Below are 12369 nucleotides of genomic sequence, written 5' to 3' on the forward strand. Positions count from 1 at the left end.
AGCCGCGGCATGCCCGGCGAGGGGTGCATCGACATGACCGGATTCGTCGCCGACTGCAGGAACGCCGGCTATCGGGGACTTGTCGAGGTCGAGATCCTCAGCGACCGCTGGTGGGCCGCAGACCCGAAGGAGGCGGTCCACGCCGCGGCGAACGGCCTCGCCGCCGTCTGAAACCCGGCTCAGCTCGAGGCGGGCCCCGTCGACTCGCGAATGACGACGTCGGCGGGGATCAGCGGCGGAGACGTGGTGGTCTCGTTGTTCAGGGCCGCGCGCATCAGCGACCACGCTTGGTCGCCCAGGTCGATCTTCGGGCTGACCACCGTGGTCAGGCGCGGCGCCAGGTGGCGCGCCATGTCGATGTCGTCGAAGCCGGTGACCGAAATGTCCTCGGGGACGCGGAGTCCGCGCTCACGCAGTTTCGAGATGACGCCCAGCGCGGTCAGGTCGTTGAAGCAGACGAGAGCGGTCGGTTCGTGCGTGAGTGCTTCTTCCACCACGTCGTAGCCACCCTCGATGGTGCCGTCCGACGGCACCGCCGTCGCCTCGATCCCGAGCACCTTCGCCATTTCGATGGCCCGCCACCGCTCGCGGTTCTGCCAGGCCAGATCCGAGCCCTTCACGTAGACGATCCGGCGATGGCCGAGCTTCGCGAGATGCCCGCACAGCTGCATCATGGGGGTGAAGTTGTCGACGGCCACCATGGGGAGATCTACTTCCAGCTCGACGCGGTTGACGAGCAGGACGGGAGTCGACTGCTTGGCGAGTTCCTTCAGGCCACTCGTCGGAATCCTCGACGAGAGCAGCACGAGGCCGTCGACCTGGCCGAGCAGGTCGAGTGCGGTGGCGAGTTCGTCCGCCGCGTCACCCGAGTAGTCGGCGACGAGCATGCGGTACCCGTCGGCGGTGGCGCCGTGGTGCATCTGCTTGACGACGTCGAAGAAGTACGCGTTCGCCAGGTCCGGCAGGATCACGCCCATGTTCCTCAGCGACCCGAGGACGAGTCCGCGGGCGGCGGTGCTGGGCCGGTAGGACAGCTCATCGGCGACCTTGTGGACCCGGGCCGCGAGGTCCGGGGTCACCGACGAGCTGCCGCTCATGACACGGGAGACGGTGGCGATCGAGACCCCGGCTGCCTTCGCTACGGTATTGATCGTGACGCGACGGCTCGCGGGCACTCGGGTCTGATCAGCCATAGCTGCCTCTACATCTCTCGTCACCATTGCTACCGTCTCCCACCTCGTCGGGTGGAAACGCTTACAGCGTATCGCGAAGACGGCCCCGGATCACGCGGACGCTCACTCCGTGCGCAACAAGGCGCGCGTTCCGAGCAGTTTTCGCGACGTCAGCAGCACCTTGACGTGCTTGCTGCCGTTCGATTCGAGTTCCTCGACCGCGCGACCGAACTCGTCCAGAGGGAACGTCGCGGTGTGCAGCGGTGACGCGTCCACCTTCCCCGATTCGAGGAGTTCGGCCGCGTCGACGAAGTCCTGCCGGACGTAGTTCCGGCAGGCCACGACGGACAGTTCGCGGGCGTAGAGCGCGCTGTAGTCGAGGGTCAGTTCGTGCCCGGGTTTCGCGGACGCGATCGCGACGTACCGGCCGCCCGGAGCGAGGACCCGCAGCGCCAGCCGAGACGACTCGTCGGTGCACACCGTGTCGTAGACCAGGTCGACCGCGTCAGTCCGGTCCCGGAGCCAGCCCTCGAGCGCGGCCCCCGAGTCCGTCGTGAAGTCGCTCATCCCGCACGCCAGGGCGGGCTGCTCACGTTCGGTGTAGCGATCGACACCGAACACCTGGACGCCCCGACTCCTGGCCACCAGCGTGGTCGCGAGACCGATCGCACCGGTCCCGATGACCAGCGCGGTGTCCCCCTCCGACACGCCGCCGCGCCGGACCACATGAACTCCGACGGCGAGCGGTTCGACGAGCGCCCCGAAACGGTCCAGCACCGAGTCGCTCACGGGCACGCATTGCGTCTCGGGAACGACGAACTCCTCGCTGAAACACCCGCGTGGGTCGGACAGGCCGAACACGCGGATGCTCGGGCAGTTGTTGATCCGGCCGTCTCGGCAGGCGCGGCATCGGCCGCAGCCCGTGGTCGGGTAGACCATCACCGGCTGACCGACCGTGAGACTCGTGCCCGGACCCACCCGCGACACACGTCCCGCGCATTCGTGGCCGAGCACCGTCGGATAGGCGGCGACGGCGTTCCGGCCGCGAAGATGAGACAGGTCACCGCCGCAGATCCCGGCCGAGTCGAGTGCGACGAGCACCTCCCCTTCGCCGGGTGCCGCGACGTCACCGTGATCGAGGCGATAGTCGTTCGGACCGTCGACCCGAATACTCAAGACTGACATGCGCTTTCCCTTTCCTCGGAGACAGTGTCATGCGTCTCCCCGGAGACAGTGACCGGCATCGTGCGGGCCGCGGCGGACCGGTAGGCGGCGTCGATCACCGCTTGCACGGGCAGCCCGGACCGGGCGTCGGACAGCGGTGCCGCACCTGCCGCCCAACTGGTGAAGACGTCGTCGTACAGCGACCGGAACCACGCCGTCATGGACAGCGGGTCCGGGCCGGACGCGTCGACGGACCCGTCGACGACCCGGCGGACCCCGCCGCCGATCTGGTCGAGCGAATCCCCCACCAGCCGCAGTTGTCCCGCGTCGCCGTTGAGGTGAATCGTCTCGGCACCGCCCGGCCACGCGGCCGTGCTCGCCGTCACCGACGCCGCATGCGTGCCGTGGTCGATCAGGAGGTGAATCGTGTCCTCGGCCTCGAGCCGGCCTCGGCTGGTGGAAGCCGCGGCCACGACACTGCGCGCCGGGCCGGCCAGCGACAGGTACAGGTCGAGGGTGTGGATGGCCTGGGTGATCAGCACTCCGCCGCCGTCGCGGTCCCAGGTCCCGCGTCCGGCCTCGGCGTAGTAGGAGTCGGGGCGCCACAGCGGGACGGTGACGGTCGCCGAGCGGAGGGCGCCGATCGCGCCGTCCGACAGAAGCTGCCGGGCGCGACGCGCCGCCTCCTTGTAGCGGTGTTGCAGCGTGACCGCCGCCCGCACTCCGGACCGCTCGGCGACGTCCACGATCGCCTGTGCATCGTGCAACGAGGCCGCCAGCGGTTTGTCGATCACCAGGTCCAGGCCGCGCTCGGCCAGTGCCGACGCGACGGCCAGGTGACTCGACGGCGGCGTGACCACCACCGCCGTGTCGGCGTCCAGGCCCGCTGCCGCGTCGACGCTCGGGAGTATCCGTGCCTCCGGTGCCAGCCGGCGTGCGGCCGCCGCCCTCGTCTCGTCGCGCGTCACCACACCGACCACCTCGGCGCCGACAGCCCGGAGGGCCGTGAGGTGTGCGGCGCTCGCGAGCCCGGCGCCGACCACCACGACGCGACGGGTCACGGTGCGACCTCGACGGATGTGCGCGAACCCACGCTCCGGCCGAGGGTCTCGGGAAGCAGGGCGATGCCGATCAGCCCGACCACGCTCAAGCCCATGAGGTAGCTCGCGACGAGCCAGGGCGTCCCGCCCGCGACGGCGACGAGGGCGGTGGCGACCAGCGGGATCGTGCCGCCGACCACGGCGGCCGGGATCTCCCGGGAGATCGCGATGCCGCTCCACCGGATCTTGGTGGGAAACAGTTCGGAGAGCAGCGCACCGCCCGGACCGGACGTCGTGCCCTGGACGAGGCAGATGCCGAGGATCAGTGCCAGTCCGACCATCCACGGCGACCGCGTATCGAGCATCATGAACATCGGGAACGGGAAGATGATGCCGAAGATCGCGCCGGACAACAGGACCGGCTTGCGGCCGACCTTGTCGGCCAGGCGGCCGAATCCGATGATGACGGGGATGGCGCAGAACTCGGCGACGATCAATCCGATCAGCGCCTGGGTGGAATCGACGCCGAGGGTCTTGGTCACGAACGAGAGCGCGAAGACCTGCATGACGTAGGCCCACGGAATCACGAAGCTGAACAGGGCAAGTCCGCACAGGATCTGCCGCCAGTGGTTGCGGACCGCCTCGACCAGCGGCGCGCGGTCCACCTCGCCGTGCTGCGCGGCCTCCTCGAACACGGCGGTCTCGTTCACCTTCAACCGCAGATAGCCGGCGACGAGAACGATGACGGCGCTGGCCAGGAACGGAATACGCCAGCCCCAGGACAGGAACTGGTCGTCGGGCATCAGCGTGAGCAACGCGAAGATCATGGTGGCGCCGCCGGTCCCGACGTAGATCGCGGCCCCCGGATACGCACTGGAGAGAGCGCGCCGGGAGCTGTCCGTGGATTCGGTGACCATCGTGATCGCCCCGGCGAACTCGGCGCCCGCGCCCGCACCCTGGAACAGGCGAAGCACGATGAGGAGGATCGGCGCCCAGATCCCGATCGCGTCCGCGGTGGGCAGCGCACCGATCAGCGTTGTCGAGGCGCCCATGACGAGCAGGGTCATGAGGAGCATCGGCTTGCGACCGAGCCGGTCGCCGAAGTGCGCGAACACCAGCCCACCGATCGGGCGGGCACCGAGCCCGACGGCGAACGTCCCGAAGGCGGCCATCGTGCCGGCCAGGGATCCCGCCCCGGGGAAGTAGAGCGGCCCGAAGACGAGGGCGGCCGCGAGACCGTAGAGCGTGAAGTCGTACCACTCGATCACGGTTCCCGCGGCGCTCGCCTTGATCACCCGGCGGCGCTGCTGCCCTGCCGACCCGTGCGGCACCGCGGTCGACCGCTCGGTGCCGAGTTCGGTCATGCCCATCGAGAACTCCTGACTGTGAAGGGAAACTGCCGGAACCCGACTACTATGACCCACGTCACCGAATTTGTAAACGCTTTCTCGATTACACAGGTGGATTCCAGTTCCCACAGTTCACAGCAAGATGCTCGACGTTTCCCGGCTAGTCCCGGTCAGATACCGCTTTCATTACTGGCAGCAGGACGCGTCCGGCCCCGCGGTCAGGCCGGACCCATGTCCGCCGATCGCCAGTGCTCGGGGCGGAGGTGGATGGCGACCTGTTCGCCGAGTTCGGCCCGGGCGAAATCGAGGTAGGCGTCGACCTTCTCCGGCGCGAGGTAGCGCTCGGTGACCTCCCGCAGCATGTCGTCGGTTCCCGGGACGGTGCGCGTCACCGCGCCCTCGACGGAAACGTATCGGACAGTGGGGTCGACGCGTTCGACCATCATGGTGAATCGCCCGGCCGCCTCGATGAGGCGCGCCTTCTCCGAACCGGCGCCGGTCAGTACCCACAGATCACCCCCCGGGGCGTACTGATACCAGATCGGGACCGTCAGAGGTCCGCGGTTCTCACCAGCGGAGACCGACAGCGCCGCGATGTGCGGCTCGGACAGAAACTGTTCGCGCTCGGACACAGACAATGGCATGACCTCGACGATAGGAGCCCCCACCGACAGACTTCGGCGCCCCGCAGCGGCGCGGCGGACCGATTGAATGGAACCTGGCGGTTCGAAACGGTTAGATGGGACCTGAGGTTCCGGACAGTGCAGCGTCGTACGTCGAAGTGAACGGAGACACAGATGCCAGGCCCAGTCGCGAGATTGGCACCCCAAGCAGTCCTCACTCCGCCCAGCGCTGCCTCGCTGTTCCTGGTGCTCGTCGCCGGGGACTCCGACGAAGACCGCGCGACGGTGTGCGACGTGATCTCCGGGATCGACGGACCGCTCAAAGCGGTGGGTTTTCGCGAACTCGCCGGCTCACTGTCGTGCGTGGTCGGTGTCGGTGCGCAGTTCTGGGACCGCGTGAGCGCGTCGTCGAAACCGGCGCACCTGCATCCGTTCGTCCCGCTGTCCGGGCCGGTCCACAGCGCGCCCTCCACGCCGGGTGACGTCCTGTTCCACATCAAGGCCGCCCGCAAAGACCTGTGCTTCGAACTGGGCCGCCAGATCGTCTCCGCGCTGGGCTCCGCCGCCACCGTGGTCGACGAGGTACACGGCTTCCGCTACTTCGACTCCCGCGACCTCCTCGGATTCGTCGACGGCACCGAGAATCCCACCGACGACGACGCCGCCGACGCCGCACTGATCGGCGACGAGGATCCCGACTTCCGTGGCGGAAGTTACGTGATCGTGCAGAAGTACCTGCACGACATGAGCGAGTGGAGCACGCTGAGCACCGAGGAACAGGAACGGGTCATCGGGCGCACCAAGCTCGAGAACGTCGAACTCGACGACGACGTCCAGCCCGGCAATTCGCACGTCACCCTCAACACCATCGTCGACGACGAGGGCGTCGAACACGACATCCTGCGCGACAACATGGCATTCGGCAGCCTCGGCGAGGCCGAGTACGGCACCTACTTCATCGGGTATGCCAAGGATCCCGCCGTCACCGAGCTGATGTTGCGACGCATGTTTCTCGGTGAGCCGCCCGGCAACTACGACCGCATCCTCGACTTCTCCACGGCGGCCACCGGCACGTTGTTCTTCGTGCCGAGTCGGGACGTGCTCGAATCGCTGGGCGACGAGCCGGCCGATGCCGAGTCGGCACCCGAAGACCCGGTCGAGCCCGCCGCGGCCGGCCCGTACGACCTGTCCCTGAACATCGGTGGTCTCAAAGGAGTATCGCAATGAGTGATTCGAGCAATCTGCACCGCAACCTGGCACCCGTGACCGAGGTTGCCTGGCAGCAGATCGGCGAAGAGGCCGCCCGCACGTTCAAGCGGCACGTCGCGGGTCGACGCGTCGTCGACGTCGCGGGACCGTTCGGATACTCCTACTCGGCCCACAACCTCGGCCGGGTCACCCCGATCAAGACGTCGGACAGCAGGATCCGGGCGCAGCAGCGGCAGGTCGACCCGCTCGTCGAACTCCGGTTCCCGTTCACCCTCAGCCGCGCCGAGGTCGACGACGTCGCCCGGGGTTCCCTCGACTCCGATTGGCAGCCCGTCAAGGACGCCGCGAAGGCCGTCGCGTTCGCGGAAGACCAGTCGATCTTCCAGGGATTCGACGAGGCGGGCATCCGCGGACTCGGACCGTCCAGCGACAACCCGGTTCTCAGCCTGCCGGAGGATCCGCTGCTGATCCCCGACGCCGTCGCCTCCGCACTGTCGGCGCTGCGACTCGCCGGTGTCGAGGGACCGTATTCGGTGGTGCTCGACGCCGATGCGTACACCGCGGTCAGCGAGACCCGCGACGAGGGACATCCCGTGTTCCACCACCTGCGTGACCTGGTCACCGGCGACATCATCTGGGCACCCGCCATCAGCGGTGGGTACGTGCTGTCCACTCGTGGCGGCGACAACCAGCTGACCCTCGGCACGGACCTGTCGATCGGCTACGACAGCCACACCGCCACCGATGTCACGCTCTACCTCGAGGAGACGTTCACGTTCGCCTCGCTCACCGCGGAGGCGGCGGTCGTCCTCGCACGCTGACGCACGCCGGGGTCGTCAGCCGCCGAACAGCAGGTACAGCCCACCGAAGGTGTACGTGACCATCGTGAACAGCAGTGCCAGCTGCCCGGTCAGCTGATGACCCCGCGGCAGGACCCGTACGGATTTGTCGTGTGCCGCAATCACTCCGAGGACGTGTCCGGCGAGGACACACAGCACCTTGATCGACGCCGTCGCGGCCGGATGCTCGGACAGCACGTACCAGACGTCGGCGTCGCCGAGCCCCAGCGGGTTCCATCCCCGACCCATCGGGTCGGCCAGCAGGATCACCGTCGCCTGCCCCTTCTCCACCAGATACGTCAGGTAGTGGGCGAAGACGTAGCCGATGATGATCGGGATCAGCGAATGCGACAGCAGCCCCGGCAGGGCGGCGCGCTGCTCCGGCCGTAGTCCGCCCGCGGCCCGCGAGGCCACCCAGAACGACACCCCGACGAAGCCGATGAACACCAGCAGCCCCGCCGTGCGCGCGAGAGTCGCGCCGATCGGGGAACCGATCGCGTCCACCAGCCGCGCCCACCACGGGAACGCCGAGAAACTGTCGAAGGCCGTGGACCCCAGCAGCGTTGCCATCAGCGCGACCGAGCCGGCTCGGACGGGCATCGATCCCAGGTGGTCCAGCGGATTGCGCAGCACGATCCGGCCGTCGTGCCGATCCCGGCTCAGCGGAGACAAGCGCGACGCCAGCGTGCTGTACACCTCGAACGGATCGCCCCGCTCACACCAGCGTTCGCCGCACGCGAAGGCCCCGGCCGTCGTGACCACGACGTAGACCAGCAGCCAGGTGCGCACGGCGGCAACGGAACCCGGGTTGCCGGAGGCGAGCTCGAGCCAGACGAAGGCGAACAGTCCCGCGACCGCGGGCCAGTAGCCCCACGAGTTGCGATACCGCGCATTGCCTTCGGTCGGCGGGCGCCCGATCGCCGCGCACACCGATCGGTGTACGGTGCGGACCGGGGAGACCCCCCGCCACACCGGGCCGAACGCCAGAGACACCGCGACCAGTCCCACCCAGAGCAGCACGTAGAACACGCCCGGCAGTGCATTCTCCGACGATGCCGCGGGTCCGAAGAACGCCGCGAGGGCCACCCACACCGCGAGCACCACACCGAACGCCGCCAGCACGTTCCGCGTGATCGGCGCGTCGGCGAACCGCGTCACCCAGCCCGGCAGTCTGCGCCCGGGACTGTCCGGATCCAGTTTCGGGGTGCGCCACGCGAACGCCAGGACCACGAAGGACACGGTGAGCGCCCAACTCGCCCCGATCAGCGCATACGTGAACGGAATCGGAAGGTCGGTGGATCCACCGAGGCCGTGCGCGAGAACAACGGTCATGGACGCACGAGCAGGGTGGCCACCGTCTTACCCGTGTCGTGCAACTCCACCGCCACCTGGCCCGGAACGTCCACGGAGAACTGGGTTTCCTGCGTTCCGGGGTGAATCTCGAACGAATGCTCCGGCACGGCGTGCACGTGCAGTTCGTCGTCGGCGTCGCTCTCGATCCGCAGGGTGACGGTCTCCCCCACCGTGGCCTCGATACGCTCGTTGTTCGGTGTGACCGAGCCGCTGTCGATCACGACGTCGATCACGACACCGTCCTCCGTTGCCGGAGTGTCGTTGTCGCCTCCACAGCCCGACACCAGGGCGACGACGACAGCAGGTACCACGACAACTCCGGCCAACCGCCTGATCACCTAATTCTCCTCGTCTTTCTCACTCGGGCCGTGTTTCGCACTCTCGGCATTCTCGGCGGCTTCCGCCTTGCGGTCCCGGACCGCCAGGTAGATGACCAGGCCGGCCACCAGGAACGCAGGGACGAACGCGGGAATCGCCAGCAGCACCGAGTGATCGGCGAGGAAGACGACGTCCGGGTCGTTCACCGGATTCATGTCACCGTCACGTCCTCGCGGGTGCCGGTGGCTGCCTGCCCCTGCGTGTACTTGCTGATCCGGCCCGCCCCCCAGGCCAGCGCGGTGATCAGCGCAAGTGTGCACACGAGCACGACCAGCGACGCGGCACCGAACAGCCAGGACGGATGATCGAAGTTCCGCTCCCGCTGCAGGATGGTGATCTCCGGGACGAAGTCGCGGGTCGAGGACGCGACGGCGGGGAGTTCCTCGGTGCCGATGCCCGGGTCGCTGGGCAGGTAGATCGGGACGGCCGTCATCGTGCGCCCGTCCTGCACGCGCAGCAACGTCTTCCACGTTCCGTGGACCGGCACCGGTTCGTGAGTCCGGTAGGTGCCGGGCCCGGTGCGCTCGAGTCGGTCGACCGTGAATCCGTTGCCCAATCCGGGGCCACCCTGCCAGGACAGAATGGACACCCAGGCGGGATTGTCGCCGGCGAGATCGGGTGGGTCGATGCGCACCTCCGCGTCGACCATCCGGCCGCCGTCCGGCGCGGCCTCTGTGAGAGCGATTGTCGCCGTGGCGTTGTCCGGGACGGTCGCGACGAGTCCGTTGGCGGTGGCACCGGCGATCACCACGACCGTGGCGACGACGATGGTGCGGCTGATCGCGGGACGCGGAAGCCCCTCGGATCGGAGCACCCGCCCGAGCAGGGCGCCGCACGCCCCGGCCGCGATTCCCACCGGCACGGCCATGGCCAGCGCCTCCGGCCACATGCTGGTGGGCCAGGGGTAGATGTACACGGCGCCGATCCACAGCGACTCGAGCCACAGCCCGACCGTCGCGACGAGGAGTCCGCCGACGGCACCGAAGGCCACCCGATTCTTGATCAGCGGTGTCAGGGCGAGCAGTTCGATCAGCACCGCGGCGCCGAGGCACAGTTCGAACACGTTCGTGGGGGCGCCGAGAACCGGTCCCACCATCAGTGCCGTGATCGCACGCACGACGCCTGCCACCGCCACGGCCACGATCGCCGCGAAGGGTCCGAGAACGATGCGCGCCGCCACCAGGGTGAACGCGGCCGCGCCGGCGATCATCATCGGTTGCAGGACGAGGCGGAACTGTTCGACGCCGAAGTCGTATTCGATCTGGAAGACGGACAGGCCGATGAGCAGGCCACCGAACGTGCCGCACCGCAGGAACCAGATCAGCCTGCTGTCCTGCTTCGTGTCACCGGGGGTGGCCATCCGGCCCTCGTAGTCCAGGAGCAGGACGCCGATCAGCGACAGTCCCGCACCGCCGATCAGCATCAGGTGCGTCGGCCCCCACAGTGTGACGTCCTGTCCGAAGATACGGTGCCAGACGTCGTCGAGCGGGAACCCGATGAGGGCGTACAGCCCCGCCCCGGCCACCAGGACGCCGCCGACCGGGACGTACCAGGTGCGCGTGATCTTGATCGCCGCCGGACCGGGTTTCTCGTCGCGCGGCAGGATCATCGCCAGCATTCCCGTGATGAACAGCAGGAAGAGTCCGACGAGGATGAAGTAGTGCGCGGGGTTTGCGAGCGGCCCGTCGTCGCGGCCTCGCCCGATGTGCAGGCTGACGTCCCAGATGAAACCGAAGAACGCCGTCAGGATGGTCCCGACGAACGTCACCAGGGGCAGCGCCACCCACGGGGGCCGGTCGAGCGCGCGTCCGGCCGTGTCGGCGACCGTCTGCAGCCACGTGATCTTGCGTGTGCGGTGCAGGTACGCGATCCACAGCAGACCCACGGTGATGATCGCCGTCGCCACCGAGATTCCGATGATCTGATCGAACGCCGCACCGCCACCCTCTCCGCCCGATTGGGCAAGAATGGGTGAACTCGGAGTAACAGTAACTTGGCTCACGTGGTGATTATGTGCGCCCCGTGCCGAAAACGCCAGACCCTCGACCCGACAGACGGCGGTTCGTAGGCAAATCTATTCACATCTGGGATCAGACGTAGATATGGCTAGATTCCTCTAGCGAGGCCTGGACCAGCGATAACTGCCACCGCCCGCACGAACAGCCGAGGTACGTGACGACTCCCGTGCTCGTCCGATGCCGAGATACTTCCTGCCAGTCGTGTTCGTGATGTTCGCTCATGCCATCAGCATGATGTAATGGCATTGTGCATCTCAACCCTTACGGCGAGTACGCGGTCACCCTCGCCGCCGACCTTGCCAATCACCCACCCGACTCGACCGGCGAACTCGTCGACCGGTGCGTCGACGCCGGCATCGTCGTCGACTTCCCCGTCACCGACGACGACCTCGCCGACGTGCTCGCGATGCTCGACCGGTGGTCGTCGATCGCGGACACCACCAGCGACGAAGCCCGGGCCGAACAGGTCAACCTCATGCTCACGAAGGCATCCGCCTACCCGCGACTGACCAACCACGCCGGCGACGGCTGGCACCTCCACTACCGCGACGACCAGCAGTCGCTGGCGGGCGTGCTCGAGGCGCTCTTCTCGGTCGGCACCGCACTGCACCTCGTCGGCCGCGGCATGCACCGGCTCGGCCGCTGCGCACTCGAGGAGTGCACCGCCATCTACGCCGACACGTCCCGCAACGGCCGCCAGCGGTACTGCTCACCGAAGTGCGCGAACCGGGACGCCGTTCGACGCCACCGGGCGCGCTGACCCGTATCGCTCAGTGCGGGAAGTCCTCTCCGGTGAACTCCCGCTTCTCCACGAGCACCAGCCAGTTGCCGGAGTTGTCCCGCTTGACGTCCTCTCGGCCGTGAACGACCGAGAATCCCCTCGAGACTCGCGTCCCGAGGTTCCTGTTTCACCGACAGTTGCCTCCCCACACCCTAGGCGCGGGGCGGTCTCACACCATCTCCGCAGGCTGTCACCGTCAGTCCGACGGCCAAAATGTTCTTCGCCGCGTTCACATCCCGGTCGTGGACGGTGCCGCATCGGCACGCCCACTCCCGCACGGTCAGCGGCATCGTCGACGCGAGCACCCCACACACCGAGCAGGTCTTCGACGAGGGATAGAACCGGTCGATCACCACCACCCGCCGCCCGTACCAGTCGGCCTTGTACTCGAGCATCGACCGGAACTCGGACCAACCCGCATCCGAGATCGCCCGAGACAACGA

General features: G+C 68.0%; 13 protein-coding genes. 3 read left to right on the forward strand and 10 right to left on the reverse strand.

The features are described from left to right. Positions 1 to 179: 179 nt before the first annotated feature. From AZG88_RS18540 to AZG88_RS18560, 5 genes are all read right to left on the reverse strand, one after another. Positions 180 to 1193 carry a LacI family DNA-binding transcriptional regulator gene (locus AZG88_RS18540; protein WP_005251307.1) on the reverse strand — a complete coding sequence of 338 codons (1014 nt, stop codon included), beginning with the start codon at positions 1191 to 1193 and terminating at the stop codon, positions 180 to 182. Between the two features lie 102 nt (positions 1194 to 1295). Next, complete coding sequence (locus AZG88_RS18545) at positions 1296 to 2348, reverse strand: alcohol dehydrogenase catalytic domain-containing protein (RefSeq protein ID WP_061698557.1); 1053 nt, start codon at positions 2346 to 2348, stop codon at positions 1296 to 1298. Next, positions 2345 to 3397 (reverse strand): Gfo/Idh/MocA family protein, encoded by a 1053-nt coding sequence (locus AZG88_RS18550; RefSeq protein WP_061698508.1) that lies wholly within the window; start codon positions 3395 to 3397, stop codon positions 2345 to 2347. The genes AZG88_RS18545 and AZG88_RS18550 overlap by 4 nt, the downstream gene beginning before the upstream one ends. Next, the gene (locus AZG88_RS18555) at positions 3394 to 4746 is read right to left on the reverse strand and encodes an MFS transporter (protein ID WP_005251303.1); all 1353 of its coding nucleotides are present in this window, start codon (positions 4744 to 4746) and stop codon (positions 3394 to 3396) included. The genes AZG88_RS18550 and AZG88_RS18555 overlap by 4 nt, the downstream gene beginning before the upstream one ends. 197 nt (positions 4747 to 4943) lie before the next feature. Beyond that, positions 4944 to 5369, reverse strand: coding sequence for a pyridoxamine 5'-phosphate oxidase family protein (locus AZG88_RS18560; RefSeq protein ID WP_005251302.1), 426 nt, complete (start codon positions 5367 to 5369; stop codon positions 4944 to 4946). 153 nt (positions 5370 to 5522) lie between these two features. Here AZG88_RS18560 and AZG88_RS18565 point away from each other — a divergent pair, with 153 nt between their 5' ends. Together AZG88_RS18565 and AZG88_RS18570 are read left to right on the forward strand one after the other, a co-directional pair. After that, the gene (locus tag AZG88_RS18565; protein WP_005251301.1) at positions 5523 to 6575 is read left to right on the forward strand and encodes a Dyp-type peroxidase; all 1053 of its coding nucleotides are present in this window, start codon (positions 5523 to 5525) and stop codon (positions 6573 to 6575) included. Next, the gene (locus AZG88_RS18570; RefSeq protein WP_005251300.1) at positions 6572 to 7378 is read left to right on the forward strand and encodes a family 1 encapsulin nanocompartment shell protein; all 807 of its coding nucleotides are present in this window, start codon (positions 6572 to 6574) and stop codon (positions 7376 to 7378) included. The genes AZG88_RS18565 and AZG88_RS18570 overlap by 4 nt, the downstream gene beginning before the upstream one ends. 15 nt (positions 7379 to 7393) lie before the next feature. On the opposite strand, the gene AZG88_RS18575 is transcribed toward AZG88_RS18570, so the two are convergent. The 4 genes from AZG88_RS18575 to AZG88_RS18590 are packed head-to-tail and all read right to left on the reverse strand — an operon-like array spanning position 7394 to position 11129. Further along, positions 7394 to 8728, reverse strand: coding sequence for a hypothetical protein (locus AZG88_RS18575; protein ID WP_061698509.1), 1335 nt, complete (start codon positions 8726 to 8728; stop codon positions 7394 to 7396). Further along, on the reverse strand, positions 8725 to 9087 hold the full coding sequence (locus tag AZG88_RS18580) for a hypothetical protein (protein ID WP_061698510.1): 363 nt from the start codon (positions 9085 to 9087) through the stop codon (positions 8725 to 8727). The genes AZG88_RS18575 and AZG88_RS18580 overlap by 4 nt, the downstream gene beginning before the upstream one ends. Next, positions 9088 to 9282, reverse strand: a complete 195-nt coding sequence (locus AZG88_RS18585) for a hypothetical protein (RefSeq protein ID WP_005251297.1) — start codon at positions 9280 to 9282, stop codon at positions 9088 to 9090. Next, on the reverse strand, positions 9279 to 11129 hold the full coding sequence (locus AZG88_RS18590) for a hypothetical protein (protein WP_061698511.1): 1851 nt from the start codon (positions 11127 to 11129) through the stop codon (positions 9279 to 9281). The genes AZG88_RS18585 and AZG88_RS18590 overlap by 4 nt, the downstream gene beginning before the upstream one ends. Positions 11130 to 11392: 263 nt before the next feature. Here AZG88_RS18590 and AZG88_RS18595 point away from each other — a divergent pair, with 263 nt between their 5' ends. After that, on the forward strand, positions 11393 to 11905 hold the full coding sequence (locus AZG88_RS18595) for a CGNR zinc finger domain-containing protein (RefSeq protein WP_005251293.1): 513 nt from the start codon (positions 11393 to 11395) through the stop codon (positions 11903 to 11905). Between the two features lie 173 nt (positions 11906 to 12078). Here AZG88_RS18595 and AZG88_RS53785 read toward each other — a convergent pair. Beyond that, positions 12079 to 12369, reverse strand: a 291-nt coding sequence (locus tag AZG88_RS53785; RefSeq protein WP_231914082.1) for an RNA-guided endonuclease InsQ/TnpB family protein, incomplete at its 5' end; no start/stop codon positions are given.

Source organism: Rhodococcus sp. LB1, assembly GCF_001583455.1.
In the GTDB taxonomy this organism is placed as follows: domain Bacteria; phylum Actinomycetota; class Actinomycetes; order Mycobacteriales; family Mycobacteriaceae; genus Rhodococcus_F; species Rhodococcus_F opacus.